The sequence below is a fragment of the Bradyrhizobium sp. Bra64 genome, from assembly GCF_024519875.1.
Taxonomy (GTDB): domain Bacteria; phylum Pseudomonadota; class Alphaproteobacteria; order Rhizobiales; family Xanthobacteraceae; genus Bradyrhizobium; species Bradyrhizobium japonicum_G.
Genome location: NZ_JALJRD010000001.1, coordinates 1,234,990 through 1,250,296, shown reverse-complemented (window position 1 = coordinate 1,250,296; position 15,307 = coordinate 1,234,990). Strand labels below are relative to the sequence as shown.

The 15,307-nt window shown below is 66.0% G+C and carries 13 protein-coding genes and 1 other RNA gene; 2 read left to right on the top strand and 12 right to left on the bottom strand.

Features of this window, described 5'->3' with window-relative positions; all coding sequences use genetic code 11:
* Positions 1–53 precede the first annotated feature (53 nt).
* The 10 genes from murG to rsmH form a co-directional block, all read right to left on the bottom strand.
* The gene (gene murG / locus NR187_RS06035; RefSeq protein ID WP_306235161.1) at positions 54–1,154 is read right to left on the bottom strand and encodes an undecaprenyldiphospho-muramoylpentapeptide beta-N-acetylglucosaminyltransferase; all 1,101 of its coding nucleotides are present in this window, start codon (positions 1,152–1,154) and stop codon (positions 54–56) included.
* A 113-nt stretch (positions 1,155–1,267) separates the two neighbouring features.
* A complete protein-coding gene (ftsW, locus tag NR187_RS06030; RefSeq protein WP_211384503.1) occupies positions 1,268–2,419 on the bottom strand; it encodes a putative lipid II flippase FtsW in 1,152 nt (383 codons plus the stop codon).
* 100 nt (positions 2,420–2,519) lie between these two features.
* Positions 2,520–2,918, bottom strand: a complete 399-nt coding sequence (locus NR187_RS06025; protein WP_256806033.1) for a hypothetical protein — start codon at positions 2,916–2,918, stop codon at positions 2,520–2,522.
* Between the two features lie 2 nt (positions 2,919–2,920).
* Positions 2,921–4,321, bottom strand: coding sequence for a UDP-N-acetylmuramoyl-L-alanine--D-glutamate ligase (gene murD / locus NR187_RS06020; protein WP_256806032.1), 1,401 nt, complete (start codon positions 4,319–4,321; stop codon positions 2,921–2,923).
* Positions 4,322–4,328: 7 nt separating this feature from the next.
* Complete coding sequence (mraY, locus tag NR187_RS06015; RefSeq protein ID WP_024339539.1) at positions 4,329–5,432, bottom strand: phospho-N-acetylmuramoyl-pentapeptide-transferase; 1,104 nt, start codon at positions 5,430–5,432, stop codon at positions 4,329–4,331.
* A gap of 165 nt (positions 5,433–5,597) precedes the next feature.
* On the bottom strand, positions 5,598–6,977 hold the full coding sequence (gene murF / locus NR187_RS06010) for a UDP-N-acetylmuramoyl-tripeptide--D-alanyl-D-alanine ligase (protein ID WP_256806031.1): 1,380 nt from the start codon (positions 6,975–6,977) through the stop codon (positions 5,598–5,600).
* Entirely contained in the window at positions 6,974–8,446 is a 1,473-nt protein-coding gene (locus tag NR187_RS06005) for a UDP-N-acetylmuramoyl-L-alanyl-D-glutamate--2,6-diaminopimelate ligase (protein ID WP_256806029.1), read from the bottom strand. Before NR187_RS06005 ends, murF begins: the two co-directional genes overlap by 4 nt.
* Positions 8,447–8,529: 83 nt before the next feature.
* The gene (locus NR187_RS06000) at positions 8,530–10,284 is read right to left on the bottom strand and encodes a penicillin-binding protein 2 (protein WP_211384498.1); all 1,755 of its coding nucleotides are present in this window, start codon (positions 10,282–10,284) and stop codon (positions 8,530–8,532) included.
* Positions 10,281–10,673, bottom strand: coding sequence for a hypothetical protein (locus NR187_RS05995; protein ID WP_256806027.1), 393 nt, complete (start codon positions 10,671–10,673; stop codon positions 10,281–10,283). Before NR187_RS05995 ends, NR187_RS06000 begins: the two co-directional genes overlap by 4 nt.
* Positions 10,674–10,676: 3 nt before the next feature.
* Complete coding sequence (gene rsmH, locus NR187_RS05990; protein ID WP_211384496.1) at positions 10,677–11,666, bottom strand: 16S rRNA (cytosine(1402)-N(4))-methyltransferase RsmH; 990 nt, start codon at positions 11,664–11,666, stop codon at positions 10,677–10,679.
* A 511-nt stretch (positions 11,667–12,177) separates the two neighbouring features.
* Between rsmH and NR187_RS05985 the strand changes: the two genes are divergently transcribed.
* Positions 12,178–12,960, top strand: a complete 783-nt coding sequence (locus tag NR187_RS05985) for an N-acetylmuramoyl-L-alanine amidase (protein ID WP_256806023.1) — start codon at positions 12,178–12,180, stop codon at positions 12,958–12,960.
* A 72-nt stretch (positions 12,961–13,032) separates the two neighbouring features.
* Here the strand turns inward: NR187_RS05985 and NR187_RS05980 are convergent, their stop codons facing one another.
* Complete coding sequence (locus NR187_RS05980; RefSeq protein ID WP_256806021.1) at positions 13,033–14,265, bottom strand: RNA polymerase sigma factor; 1,233 nt, start codon at positions 14,263–14,265, stop codon at positions 13,033–13,035.
* Positions 14,266–14,287: 22 nt separating this feature from the next.
* Positions 14,288–14,641 carry a YciI family protein gene (locus NR187_RS05975; protein ID WP_256806019.1) on the bottom strand — a complete coding sequence of 118 codons (354 nt, stop codon included), beginning with the start codon at positions 14,639–14,641 and terminating at the stop codon, positions 14,288–14,290.
* 149 nt (positions 14,642–14,790) lie between these two features.
* Here NR187_RS05975 and rnpB point away from each other — a divergent pair.
* Positions 14,791–15,221, top strand: an RNA gene (gene rnpB, locus NR187_RS05970) — RNase P RNA component class A.
* The last annotated feature ends 86 nt before the right edge of the window (positions 15,222–15,307 follow it).

Below are 15,307 nucleotides of genomic sequence, written 5' to 3'. Positions count from 1 at the left end.
CCTTTCCTACTGGATGCCCCGCTTTGGAAGGCCAAGACAAGGGCTTTTTCGCGTCAGATTCCGGCGACCTTGACCACCAGATCAGCCAGCCGCTCGGCCGCATCGAGCCGGCCGGCGCCGCGGGCGGCCTGCGCCATGGCGGCAAGGCGCGCGGGCTCGGCGGCGAAGGCGGAGATCTCGGCGGCAAGCCGGTCGGAGGAAAACTCGGTCTGAGGAATGCGGATCGCGCCATCGACCTTGGCCAGCACCCCGGCATTGGCGAACTGATCCTGATCGATCGCGCCCGGCAGCGGCACCAGGATCGAGGGCCGTCCGATGGCGGCGAGTTCGGCGACCGTGCCGGCGCCGGAGCGCGACACCACCAGATGGTTGGAAGCGAGCCGCGCCGGCAAATCGGTGAAGAACGGCGCAAGCTCGGCATTGATCTTGAGCCTGTCGTAGACCGCGCGCACGCGCGCCATGTCCTCGTCGCGTACCTGCTGGGTGAGGATCAGCCGGCTCCACAGCGCAGGCTCGAGCCGCTCGATCGCACCCGGCACGATGTCGGCCATGATGCGCGCGCCCTGGCTGCCGCCGACGACGAGCAGGCGCAGCGGTCCGTTCACCTCCGGCGCGACATATGGCACGGCAGCCGCAGCGAGGATTGCCGGGCGCATCGGCGTGCCGACGGTCGTGGCCTTGCCTGCCAGCGCCGGATCGCGATCGAGTACGCCCGGCAAGGAGGTCGCGATGGCGCTGACGCGGCTCGACAGGAACCGGTTGGCACGCCCGAGCACGGCATTGGCATCGTGGATGATGCTTGGCACACCGGCGAACTTCGCGGCGACCAGCGGCGGCAGCGTCGGATAGCCGCCGAAGCCGACGACGGCGACCGGCTTCAATCGCTTGATCAGCCTGTAGGCGGAGAGCGTGCCGGCCGCGAGCGTGAGGCCGGCGTAAGCGAGCTGCAGCGGATTGCGGCCGCGCGCGGTCTCGCTCGAGACGACGTCGATCATGTCCTTGGTGAACAGCCCGCTGTAGCGCAGCGCGCGCTCGTCGGTGACGAGGCGGACGCGAAAGCCGCGCCGGATCAACTCGACGCCGAGCGCCTCGGCCGGAAACAGATGGCCGCCGGTGCCACCCGCGGCGAGCAGAATCAGGGGGGAATTGTCCATAATTGCCCTTTTACAGGGCCTCCGCCGTCATTGCGAGCGTAGCGAAGCAATCCAGGGTCACTCCGCGGAGACACTCTGGAATGCTTCGTCGCTCCGCTCCTCGCAACGACGGCTCAAGCGTAGCTGCGCATCGCCTCGGCGCGGCCGCTTGCCTCGACCTCGGTGCGCGGGCGCAGCCGCGTCAGGGCCAGCATCATGCCGACGCCATAGGCCAGCGACACGATCGAGGAGCCGCCGTAGGAGATGAAGGGCAGCGTCATGCCCTTGGCGGGGATGAGCTGGAGGTTCACCGACATGTTGATCGCGGCCTGCACGCCGAACAGGATCGCAAGTCCGGATGCCGCAAAGCGCGAGAACATGTCCTCGTTGGCATAGGCCCGCGACAGTGTGCGGATGACGACGAAGGCGTACAGCGCCAGCATCGCAAGGCACAGGATGATGCCGAACTCTTCGGCGGCGACCGCGAACACGAAGTCGGTGTGGCTGTCGGGCAGGCTGCGTTTGGCGATGCCCTCACCTGGCCCGAGCCCGAACCATCCGCCGTTGTAGAAAGCTTCCATGGCGGTATCGACCTGGAAGGTGTCGCCGGAAGCCGGGTTCATGAAACGCTTGATGCGGCCTGCGACGTGCGGGACGAACAGATAGGCGCTGAACAGGCCGGCGGCGCCTAGGCCGGCGAGTCCGAACACCCAGATCATGCGCATGCCTGCGATGAAGAACAGCGAGCCCCACACCATCAGGATCAGCATGGTCTGGCCGAAATCCGGCTCCATCACCAGCAGCGTCACCAGCATCAATAGCAGCACCAGCGCCATCGAAGTCGCCGGCATCTCCGGCCGCTTGGTGGATTCGGCGAACAGCCAGGCGGCGATGACGACGAACGACGGCTTGGCGATCTCGGAGGCCTGGATGTTGACGCCGAGCAGCGTGATCCAGCGCCGCGAGCCCTTCACCTCAGGCCCGATCGCCAGCGTCAGCACGATCAGGATGATGCTGGCCGCGAAGATGATCAGGGCCGAGCGACGGATCGCGCGCGGCGACAGGAAGGAGACCCCGAGCAGCACCAGGCAGGAGGGCACGAGGAACATCACATGGCGGCTGAAGAAGTGGAAGGGCTCGAGCCCGATGCGGGTCGCAACCGGCGGGCTCGCCGCCAACGACAGGATCACGCCGCAAAGCATCAGCGCCAGAATGGCGCCCATCAGCGGCTTGTCGACGGTCCACCACCACTCGGAAAAGGGGGTGCGTTCTTCACGGGAGAGCATGGCGGCCGCTTTCGGACAGAGGTCGGTCCATTGGTCGCCGAGGTTGGTTACCGGGGGGTTAAGGAAGCGGATATCTTTAGCGATAGACCGACCCGTGGCCTTATTCGTAGTTGATCGTGATGTCCCCCGCGTGCTGATCGCGCTTGTAGACTTCGTCTGCCCCGGGAATGAAGCCGATCGTGACCGCCCGCTCACTACTCCAAGCGACGACCACGTCCAGATGCCCGCGCACGCTGACGAAGGTCGGCGTGCTTTCAGGTGAGAACGTCCGACCGCGAGCCACGATGCTGGCCTGCGTGCTGTCAGGTACCGTCGCTCCGCACTCCTTCCAGACCACGACAACCAACTTGCTGCCGCTTGGGGAGGCAAACGCACTCTGACGAACGATGCGGCACGCGCCGAAACCGCTCATGACTTTGTCAAAAAATACAACAAAAAGGAAACCGACCGGAACAGCAAGAGCAACCACGGCGATTCCGATCCAGCGTCGCCGCACCATTCTCACACCACCGGCTTCACACCCGGCAGCGCCTGCACCAGCTCGCGGAACCTGGTGCCGCGGATTTCGAAGTTGCGATACTGGTCGAAGGAGGCGCAGGCGGGCGACAGCAGCACGACCGCGTCCGCAAGCCCCGATGCTTCCGCATCGCGCGCGGCGCGCTCGACGGCGACGTCGAGGGTCTGGCTGATCTCGTGCGCCACTTGCATTCCGAGCGTGCCGGAAAACTCCTGCGCGGCCTCGCCGATCAGATAGGCCTTGCGGATGCGCGGGAAGTAGCCTGTCAGACCGGTGATACCGCCCGCCTTCGGCTTGCCGCCGGCGATCCAGAAGATGTCCGAAAAGGACGACAGTGCATGCGCGGTGGCATCCGCGTTGGTGCCCTTGGAATCGTTGACGAACAGCACGTTGCCACGGCGGCCGACCTGCTCCATGCGGTGCGCGAGGCCGGGAAAGCTGCGCAGACCGTTCTGCAGCACATCGAGGCTGATGCCCATCGCGAGCGCGGCGGCAGCGGCACAGGCAGCATTCTGCGCATTGTGCAGGCCGCGCAGCGAACCGATGCCACCGAGCTTGGCGACCTCGCTGCGCGCACCGCCCGCGGTGCGCACGATGGTGCCATGTTCGACATGGATGCCGGAGGCCAGCGGATTCTTGACGGAGATGCGCACCACGTCCTTGCCGGCGCGGTCGAGCCGGTCGGCGATGTCGCGGCAATAGCCGTCGTCGACGCCGATGATCGATGTGCCGCCGGATTGCACGCCGGCGACGAGGCGCTCCTTCACCGCGGCGTAATGCGCGATGGTGCCGTGACGGTCGATGTGGTCCTCGCTGACGTTGAGCAAAATGCCGACGGAGGGATCGAGCGAGGGCGTGAGGTCGATCTGGTAGGACGACATCTCGACGACGTGGACGCGGCCCGTGCCTGGCTGCTCCAGCGACAGGATCGCGGTGCCGATATTTCCGCCCATCTGAGTGTCGTAGCCGGCGACCTTCGTGAGATGCGCGATCAAAGCCGTCGTGGTCGACTTGCCGTTGGTGCCGGTGATCGCGACGAACGGCGCATCCGGTGCATGCCTCCGCCGCTCGCGGCAGAACAGCTCGATATCGCCGATCACCTCGACGCCAGCCTCGCGCGCCTTCAGCACGCTCCAGTGCGGCACCGGATGGGTCAGCGGCACGCCGGGCGCGAGCACCAGCGCGGCGAAATTCACCCAGGAGACGTTGCGCAAATCGGCCGTGATGAAGCCTGCTTGCGCCGCCTTGGCCACGTTCTCGGCATTGTCGTCGGCGGCGATCACCTCGGCGCCGCCCGCTTTCAGCGCGTGGCAGGAGGCGAGCCCCGAGCCGCCGAGGCCGAACACCGCGACCGTCTTGCCGGCGAAGGAGGTGACGGGAATCATCGACCGGTCACCGCAGCTTCAGGGTCGACAGGCCGGCCAACGCCAGCATCACCGAGATGATCCAGAACCGGATCACGATCTGCGGCTCGGTCCAGCCGAGCTGCTCGAAATGGTGGTGGATCGGCGCCATCCGGAAGATGCGTTTTCCCGTGAGCTTGAACGACACCACCTGCACGATGACGGAGACTGCCTCGAGCACGAACAGGCCGCCGATCACCGCGAGCACGATCTCGTGCTTCACCGCGACCGCAATCGCACCCAGCATGCCGCCGAGCGCGAGCGAACCGGTGTCGCCCATGAAGATCGACGCCGGCGGCGCGTTAAACCAGAGGAAGCCGAGGCCGGCGCCCAGCAGCGCGCCGCAGAGCACGGCGAGCTCGCCGGTGCCGGCGACATATTTGATCTGGAGGTAATCCGCGAACACCGCGTTGCCGGCGAGGTAGGCGATCATCGCAAAGCTCGCGGTCGCGATCATCACGGGCACGATGGCGAGGCCGTCGAGACCGTCGGTGAGGTTCACCGCGTTGCCGGCGCCGACGATGACGAAGGCGCCGAACACGACGAAGAACCAGCCGAAATGCAGCACGGTGTCCTTGAGGAACGGGATCGTCAGCGCGGTCGACGCCGGATCGCGGTTCAGCCGCACCAGCGCGTAGCAGGCGACCAGCGCGATCACCGCCTCGATCAGCAGGCGAAGCTTGCTTCCGAAGCCCGTCGTGGTCTGCTTGGTCACCTTGAGGTAATCGTCATAGAAGCCGACGAAACCGAAACCGAGCGTCACCGCCAGCACGATCCAGACGTAGGGATTGAGCGGGTTGGCCCACAGCACCGTGCCGACCGTGAGGCCGGACAGGATCATCAGCCCGCCCATGGTGGGCGTGCCTTTCTTGGCGAGATGCGATTGCGGGCCATCGGTCCGGATCGGCTGGCCCTTGCCCTGGCGGATGCGCAGATGATCGATGATCCAGGGCCCGAACAGGAACACGAACAGCGCGCCGGTGACCACCGCGCCGCCGGTGCGGAAGGTGATGTAGCGGAAGACGTTCAGGAAGGTGCGGACGGCACCAAAGCCCGGAAATGTGTTCGAGAGCTCGATCAGCCAGTAAAACATTCAGACGGTCCTATGGCGCCTTTGCACGCGCCTTGATCTTGGCCTTGTCAACCTGCGTCACGCGCATTCGCTGGTCTTCATCATGGGGTCGGGCGACCTCTGGGAAAACGGTCGGGTTCGCGCCGCAAAAAGGGTGGGATTCGGGAACAGCGCCTTCCAAGCAGTTTACGCCTTTGCCTGCAAGGCGGCCACTAGGCCCGGCACAAACTTGTTGACCCAGAACATCTTCTTGCTGCCCTTGACAACCACGACATCGCCTGCCCTCAGCAGGTTCGCGACCTCGTCCGGCTTCAGCGTGACGGGATCGTCGTGCCAGCCAAGGCCCTTGCCGGCAGGAAGGACCTCGAACAGGTGGCGCATCAGCGGGCCGACACAGTAGACGCCGTCGATGCCGTCGAGATGCATGGCAAGGCCGGTGTGGTAGCTCGGTGCGTCATCGCCCAGTTCCAGCATGTCGCCGAGAACCGCAATGCGGCGGCCGCCGGTCACGTTGCGCGCCTGGAGGCTTTGCAGCGCAGCAGCGACGCTGGCCGGGTTGCCATTGAAGCTGTCGTCGATCACGGTGACGCCGCCGACCGCCTGCTCGACGCCGCGACCGCTCATGATGCCGACCCGGTCGAGCTTGATCGCAAGCGTCGCCGCATCGAGATTCGCGGCGCGAATCGAAGCGAGCGCGGCGAGCGCGTTCTGCACGCGGTGTGGCGCGCCCGGCGTCAGGCGGAAGGCGATCTCCTTCTTGCCGAGCGCGGCCACGACCTGCCAGCTCTCGCCATGCGGGGCATGCGCGACCTCGTGCACCTCGGCTTTCTCGCCGAAGCGCAACACCTTGCCCTTCCAGTCCGGCGCCTTGATTCCGGCGGGCAGCACCAGCACACCGTCCGAGGGCAGGCCGAGCGCGATCGATACCTTCTCGCGGCGGATGGCGTCGAGCGAGCCGAGCTTCTCCAGATGCACGGGTTGGACGTTGACGACGAGCGCGACCGTCGGCCGCGTGAGCTCGCTGAGCCGCGCGATCTCGCCGGTCTGGTTCATGCCCATCTCGACGACCCAGAGGCTGGCGTCGGGCTTCGCGTTGCACAGCGTCAGCGGCACGCCCCAGAAATTGTTGAAGCTCGACGGGCTGGCATAGGCGTTCGGATAGGCCGCCAGGAATTCCTTGGTGCTGGTCTTGCCCGCGCTGCCGGTGAGGCCGATCACCGGACCGTGGAAGCGTGACCGGGCGGCGCGCGCGAGGCCCCAGAGGCCATCGATCAGCGTGTCCTTCACGACGATCTGCGGAATGCCGATGCCCGCGATCTCGTGCGGCACGATCATCGCGACCGCGCCCGAAGCCGCCGCCTTGTCCGCGAATTCCCAGCCGTCGCGCGCGCTGGCGAAGCTCGAGGTGAAGCCGCCGCTCGGCGTGCCGCTCAGCGCGACGAACAGGCTGCCCGGCTTCACCAGCCGGCTGTCCTGGGTGACGAAATCGATTCCCGTGTCCGGGAATGATCCGGCAGTGCCCACCGCACGCGCCACTTCGGCCACCGTCCATATCGGCGCGCTCATGCAATCCTCGACGCTAATGCGGCGGCAACCGCCTCGTGATCACTGAAGGGCAGCACCTGGCCGCCGACGATCTGTCCAGTCTCGTGGCCCTTGCCGGCGATGAGCAGCGCATCGCCATCCTGCAATTCCTCGATCGCGGCGCGGATCGCCGCGGCGCGGTCGCCGATTTCGCGGGCGCCCTTCGCGGTGGCGAGGATTTCGGCGCGAATAACTTCCGGCTTCTCGCTGCGCGGATTGTCGTCCGTGATGATGATTCCGTCGGCATTGTCAGCTGCGATCTCGCCCATGATCGGCCGCTTGCCGGCATCGCGATCGCCGCCGGCGCCGAACACGACGACCAGCCTGCGCTTCGCGTAAGGACGCAAAGCCTGCAGCGCCTTTGCCAGCGCATCCGGCTTGTGCGCGTAGTCGACGAAGATCGGCGCGCCGTTGTGCGCGCCGACGCGCTCGAGCCGCCCCTTGGCGCCTTCGAGATGTTCGAGGCTCGCGAACACGTTTGCGGCGTCGCTGCCGGTGCCGATGGCAAGACCGGCCGACACCAGCGCATTCTCGATCTGGAATTCGCCGACCAGCGGCAGCCGGATCGAATGATGTTTGCCGCGATGCTCGAGCGCGAGCACTTGCGAGAAGCCTTCGACCTCGGCACCGGCGAGACGAATGCCCTCGCCTGCCCCGTCGCCGTTGCGGCCGACCGCCATCACGCGCAGGCCGCGCGACCTCGCCGCGGCGATCGCATCCGCCGAGCAGTCGTGGTCCGCCGAAATCACGGCGGCTCCATCGGGCAGGACCAGTTCGCGGAACAGCCTCAGCTTTGCCGCAAGGTAATGCGCGACGGTCGGATGGTAATCCATGTGGTCGCGCGAGAGATTGGTGAAGCCGCCGGCGGAGACGCGCACACCGTCGAGGCGATACTGGTCGAGCCCGTGCGAGGAGGCTTCGAAGGCGAGATGGGTCACGCCCTCGCGCGCGATCTCGTCGAGCTGCCGGTGCAGCGCGATCGGATCGGGCGTCGTCAGCGAACCGTAGACGGTGCGCTTCGGCGAGACGAGCCCGATGGTGCCGATGCTGGCGGAGGCATGCCCCAGCCGCTCCCAGATCTGGCGGGTGAACGCGGCCACCGAGGTCTTGCCGCTGGTACCGGTGACCGCGGCAATGGTCGCCGGCTGGGCGGGGTAGAATTTCGCAGCGGCCAGCGCCAGCGCGCGGCGCGGATTGGGCACCGTGACGAACGGCACCCGGCCGGCTGCCGGAGCGTGGTCGCCGGCCACAGCCACGGCGCCCGCGGCAATCGCGGCATCGATGAAGCGCGCGCCATCGGTCTTGCTGCCCGCAAGTGCGAAGAAGAGATCGCCCGGCTGGACCACACGGCTGTCGAGGGCAACGCCGCTCACCTCGAGCCCCGCGACAGCGGGCTCGAGTGCGGCATCAGTGCCCAGAACATCCTGACCTAGCAGGTCGCGCAGCTTCATGGTCTTCCAGTCGACATGCCGTACCGGAAAGCCGAATCCCTGGGAAATCCCGACTCAGCAGCGGCAACGGCCCACCCGGTTGATTACTGGGTTGTCCTGGATGCTGCAAGAATAAGGCGCTCGGACGGCGGCAGGTCATACCGCGGCTCGACGCCCAAAAGCGGCGCGATCCGCTCGATCACCTTGCCTCCGGTCGGCACCGCGTTCCAGCCCGAGGTGATGAAACCCTTCGTCTCGGGAATCGCCTGCGGCTCGTCCAGCATGATCAGGATCTGATATTTCGGATCGTCGCAGGGCATGATCGCGGTGAAGGAGTTGAGCACGCGCTTCTTGGCATAGCGGCCGTTGATGACCTTCTCGGAGGTGCCGGTCTTGCCGCCGACATAGTAGCCCTTGACGTCGGCGGTCTTGGCTGTGCCGATTTCGGCATTGAGCCGCATCAGGAACCGTATCTTGTCGCTGGTCTCCGGCTTGATCACGCGCTTGGCCATTGCCGCCGCTTCGGATTCGCTGCGCTTCATGAAGGTCGGAGGAATCAAATAGCCGCCGTTCACCAGCGCGTTGATGCCCATCACCGCCTGCAACGGCGCCACCGACATGCCCTGGCCGAACGCGATGGTGACCGTGTTCAGCTCGCTCCAGCGGCGCGGGACCAGCGGAGCCGCGCTCTCCGGCAGTTCGGTGCGCAGCCGCGTCAGCTGGCCCATCTTGGCGAGGAAGGCCTTGTGCGCCTCGACGCCCTGGCCGAGCGCTATCCGCGCCGCGCCGATGTTGGACGAGTAGGTGAACACCTCCTTGGTGTTGATGAAACGTCCGAGCGAATGACTGTCGTGGATGGTGAACTTGCCGTAGTGCAGGTTTCCGCGCGCATCCCACATCGAGTTCAGGCTGATCTTTCCGGAATCGAGCGCCATCGCCAGCGTGAACGCCTTGAAGGTCGAGCCCATCTCGTAGACGCCGGTGGTCAGGCGGTTGATGCGGTCGGGGTCGTGCGCTTCCTTCGGGTTGTTCGGATCGAAATCCGGAAGCGAGACCATCGCCACGATCTCGCCGGTCTTGACGTTGGAGACGATGCCGGAGGCGGCCTTGGTGTGGAACTTCTCCTTGGCCTTCAAGAGTTCGTCGCGCAGCGCGTGCTCGACGCGCAGATCGATCGAAAGCTCGATCGGCTTTTGCAGGCGGTCGGTGGCAAAGCCCGCGCGATGGAGATCGGCGAGCCCTTGATTGTCGAGCCACTTCTCCATCCCGGCGATGCCCTGGTTGTCGATGTTGACGAGACCGATAACGTGGGCGACCTCGTTGCCGGTCGGATAGACGCGCTTGTTCTCGCGCAGGAAGCCGATGCCGGGAATGCCGAGCTTGTGGATGTCCTGCTGCTGCTTCGCCGTGATCTCGCGCTTGAGCCAGACGAAGCCCTTGCGCGCCGACAGGCGCTCGCGCACTTCGGCCTCGTCGAGGTCGGGCACCGTGGCGGTCAGAAGCTCGATCGCCTCGTCCTTGTCGATGATGCGGCGCGGCTCGCCGAACAGGCTCGACGCCTTGACGTCGGTCGCCAGGATCGCGCCATTGCGATCGATGATGTCGGGCCGCGCGGTCGCGACCACCTCCTGTGCCGCGGCGCGGCGTGCGCCGTGGGCGTCGGCGCCGATCGCGAACATCACGAGCCGGCCGCCGATCAGGGCGTAGACCGAGGCAAAGGCGAGCATCGCGAGGCCGACGCGCGCCCGCGCCTTCGCGGCGCGGTCGACGTTGCGCCCGTAGAGCAGGCTGCGAATCAGCCGCTGCCGCCATGGTTCAGTCGGAGTTTCGGTGGGTTTTGCAGGCGTCGCCGGACTCATTGCTTGTCCTCGGACTGAGGCACCGAGCCCGTCACATTCTTGGGATCGCTCGCAGCTTCGATGGTGTTGAGCATGGCCCCGATCGGATCCGGCTCGCCCGGCCTGAACATCCGCGGCGGTCGTTCCGGCAGGTTCTTCAGCGCATCATATTGCGTGCCGTTGACCGGCTTGAGCTGCAGATGCCGGTCGGACAGGCCTTGCAGGCGCAGCGGCGCATCGAGCTTGGCCCATTCGGAGCGGAGCGAGGCGATCGCGTCGCGCTGCTCGCGGATCTCCGCATGCAGCCGCAACACTTTCTCCGTGCGCGCCGTGGAGTCCATCTTGATCCGGTAGACATAGGCTGCCGCGAAGATCAGCGCGCCGATGACGAGGAGGTGGATGAAGCGCATGCGCTAGCCGCCCCTCATCACGTCGGAGAGCCTTGGCCAGGACGATTGCGCGCCATCGTCATGCGCAGGCGCGGAGGTGCGCTCGGCAGCGCGCAGCTTTGCGGAACGTGCCCGCGGATTGTGCGCGAGCTCGTCCTCGCCTGCAACGACGGGCCGCCGCGTCAGAAGCTCGAAGCTAGGCACCGCTTGCGACATTTCCGGCAGATGGCGCGAACCGCCGCCGGTCCTGGAGCGCTCGGCGAGAAAATTCTTGACGATGCGGTCTTCCAGCGAATGGAACGAGACGACCACGAGCCGGCCGCCGGGCTTGAGCACACGCTCGGCCGCAACGAGCGCGGTCTGGAGTTCCTCGAGCTCTTCGTTGACGAAGATGCGCAAAGCCTGGAACGTCCGCGTCGCCGGGTGAATATCGCCGGGCTTGGTACGAACCACCCGGCCGACGAGATCGGCGAGCGCGCGCGTGGTCGTGAACGGTGTTTCCTGCCGGTCCGCGACGATGGCGCGGGCAACGCGGCGCGAATGCCGCTCCTCGCCAAAGAGATAAATGATGTCGGCAAGATCGCTTTCCGAGGCGCGCGCGACGATGTCGGCCGCCGTGGGTCCCGCCTGCCCCATCCGCATGTCGAGCGGACCGTCGAGGCGGAAGGAAAAGCCGCGGCCTGCCTGGTCGAGCTGCATCGAGGATACGCCGACATCCATCACGACGCCGTCGACGGCATCGACGCCTTGCGCCGCGCAGACTTCGGCGAGATTGGAGAAGCGGTCTTCGACCAGCGTCAGCCGGCCCGCGGAGCGTTCGACCAGTTCGGCACCGCCAACAATGGCGGTGTGGTCGCGGTCGATCGCGATGAGCCGGGTTCCCGGCACGTCGAGGATGGCGCGGCTGTAGCCGCCTGCGCCGAAGGTCGCGTCGACATAGACACCACCCTCGCGCGGCGCGAGGTGGTCGATGGCCTCGCGGCCGAGAACGGGGACGTGCGGAGCCGGGCTCATGCGCCACGCCTGCCGAACGCAGATGTGAGATCGGGGACGAGCGAGCCCATAACGCCTCGAATGATTCCGCGTCGCGGCGGTTCCACGACCCAACCCCCGTCCAGCATGGTACCCGAGCCCGGTCACCCTGAGCCGCCAACCCGGTGTTCCCAGTGGAATTTGTCGGGCAGCCATGGGATTTCGAGCCAAAATACGCTTTGGCCGCCTCCGGACGCGGGTCGGCTCTTCATCTCTCAGTAACGGCCCTTAGCGTTAAGAAAGCGTTGATCGGCCCATTACAAGTCGAAAAGGTGATGCCGCAGTGGTGCCTCATCCACACACACGGGCCAAAATGCATCCGTTAACCGCGCCGCGCGATTGCGCACGGCCGAGGGTAAAGGAATGGTAAAGAGAAAGGCTTGGCCCGCTCTCTGTCCGTCTCGAGCTGTTTATGTCGTCCGGTTCGTCCACTCCGTCTGGATCTGATTCGAAGCGTCAACGCGTTCTCCCGGTTCCCAAGGCCGCGGCGAACATGCGGACGTTCGAGCCGGATTCGTCGATCGTCTCCGACATCATCCCCTCGCCGAACCATGGCGACCGCAACAAGGGCCGGCAGCCCGACATGATCTTGCTGCACTACACCGGAATGCCCGACGTCGAGGGTGCGCTGGCGCGGCTCTGCTCCGCGGGCACCGAGGTGTCGGCACATTATGTCGTGCTGGAGGATGGCCGCATCGTGCAATGCGTGCCGGAGGCGAGGCGCGCCTGGCATGCCGGCGTCTCGTCCTGGGCCGGAGAGGATGACATCAACTCCTGCTCGATCGGGGTCGAGATCGTCAATCGCGGCCACGACTGGGGCTATCCGGAGTTTCCGCTGCGCCAGATCGCCGCCGTAATCGCGCTATGCCGCGGCATCATGCTGCGCCGCAAGGTACCCGCGCATCGGGTGCTCGGCCATTCCGACGTTGCGCCGGCGCGCAAGAAGGATCCGGGCGAAAAATTTCCTTGGCATTCGCTGGCCAATTCCGGCGTCGGTCACTGGGTGACGCCCGCACCGGTCGTGCGCGGCGAGAGCCTGATGCTCGGCACCATCAGCGACGAGGTGCTGAGCCTGCAGCAGGCGCTCGCCAGATACGGCTATGGGGTGCCGCTGACCGGCAAATACGATGCCGCGACGATGGAAGTCGTCACCGCCTTCCAGCGCCACTTCCGCCCGGCACGGCTGGATGGTGTTGCGGATCACTCCACGCTGACGACCCTGCAGGCGCTGCTGGCGAGCTTGCCGGTGGATGGGACGGTCGTTGCGTCGAAGTGACGCTCGCCGGCGCGTAAAGATTCTGGATTGCTTCGTCGCAAGGGCTCCTCGCAATGACGGAGTTTCCGGCAACTACGTCAATTCCCTCATCCTTCGCGCATAAAGTCGTCGCAGCGGCGCGAGCTGCGTCGCCTTCGTCGCCGCAACATACGCCTCCATCGCCTCGTCCTTGCGGCCGAGCCGTCGCAGCAGGTCCGCGCGCACCGCGGGCAACAGCTCGTAGCCGTCAAGCCCGCCGCGGGCGGCGGTCGCATCCACCAGATCGAGCGCACGTGCGGGTCCGTCGACCATCGACACCGCCGCAGCATGGTTGAGCTCGACCACCGGCGACGGGGTGATGCGCAGCAGCACCTCATAGAGCCCGGCGATCTGCGGCCAGTCTGTCTGCTCATAGCTCGGCGCGCGCGCATGAAGCGCGGCGATCGCGGCTTGCACTGCATAGGATTGCGGCCGGCCTGGCATGCGTAGCGCACCGTCCACCAGAACAAGGCCTTCCTCGATCTGCGCGCGGTCCCACCGCGAACGGTCCTGCTCCTCCAGCAGCACGATATCGCCGGCGGCGGTCTCGCGCCCGGCGCGGCGCGCATCGTGTAGCAGCATCAGGGCCAGCAGGCCCTTGATGCCGGTCCGATCGGGCATCAGCCGGTCGAGCAAGCGGCCGAGCCGGATCGCTTCGGCCGCAAGATCGGGCCGCATCAAATCGGCGCCCGACGTCGCCACATAGCCTTCGGTGAAGACGAGATAGATCACGGCGAGCACGCCATCCAGCCGCGGCGCCAGCGCGGCGCGTTCGGGCACCTCGTAGGGAATGCCGGCGAGCCGGATCTTCTGCTTGGCGCGGAGGAGGCGCTGCGCCATCGCCTCCTCGCCGACAAGGAAGGCGCGCGCGACCTGCGCGGTGGAGAGACCGCAGACGGTGCGCAACGTCAGCGCGACCTGGACTTCGGGCGCAAATGCAGGATGGCAGCAGGTGAAGATCAGCCGCAGCATGTCGTCGTCGAGCATGGCCGGCGGCTCGTCAGGCGCTTGCGCATTCAGCTCGAGCTCGTGCACGAGCGCCTGCCGCTTGCCGCGGAAGACGGCGTGGCGCCTGATACGGTCGATCGCCTTGTTGCGCGCGACGTTGACCAGCCACGCGCGCGGATTGTCGGGCACCTCGCATGCCGGCCAGCGCTCCAGCGCCACGGCAAAGGCATCCTGGAGCGCGTCCTCGGCGAGATCGAAATCGCCGACGAGGCGGATCATCGTGGCCAGCGCCCGCCCCGCCTCGTCGCGGAAGATTGTTTCGATCTCAGAAGGGGTCATGCGGCGATGCGCGGCTACGCCATCACTTCTCGTACACCCAGATCGGCCGCACCTCGATCGAGCCGATCCGCGCGCTGGGGATCCGCGCCGCGATCTCGATAGCCGCGTTGAGATCCTTCGCCTCGACCAGATAATAGCCGCCGAGTTGCTCGCGCGTCTCCGCAAAAGGGCCGTCGGTCGTCAGCGTCCTGCCCTCGCGCACGCGCACGGTCGTCGCGGTCGTGGTCGGCTGCAAACGGTCGCCGGCCTTGAAATTGCCGCTCTGGACGATGCCTTGCGTGAAGGCCTGGTATTCAGCCAGCATCTTCTGGCTGGTCGCCGCGTCGTTCTTCGCGTATTCGACCTCGTTCTGGTAGATCATCAATAGATATTGCATCGCTTAACTCCTGTGGCTCGGCTGGATCGCCGACATCCAGTCGAACGGAACGCATCTCAAACGACATCTTCAGGATAATTATTTTCGTCCCGGCGTGCACGGCGATCTTCGCTTGACGAAACCGTCACAAATGCCCCATGCGTACCCCGTCAGTCGGCCGGACGGCCGCTCCAGCAACCGCCGAAAGGCCGCCGGGGAGGAAAGTCCGGGCTCCCTTGACATGCGGTGCCGGATAACGTCCGGCGAGGGTGACCTCAGGGAAAGTGCCACAGAGAACGAACCGCCAGCCTTCGCAGCGCAAGCTGCGCAGGCAGGTAAGGGTGAAAAGGTGCGGTAAGAGCGCACCGCGGCTCCGGCAACGGAGCCGGCATGGTAAACCCCACCGGGAGCAAAACCGAATAGGGACGGCATAGCGGGCTGTTCGCGAAAGCGATAACGCCGCGGGGCGATGTCAGGCCCGCCGTCCGGGTAGGTTGCTCGAGGCCATGTGCAAACATGGTCCCAGAGGAATGGCCGTCGCGTATCGTTCGCGCAAGCGGACGGTGCCTTACAGAACCCGGCTTACAGGCCGGCTGATATTCTAAAGCGTTTTCGAGCGAAGTGGTTTTCCGGTTCGCGTCAAGAAAACGCGTCTTACTAAGGAAGTGACGAGGGGTTCGATGCTAA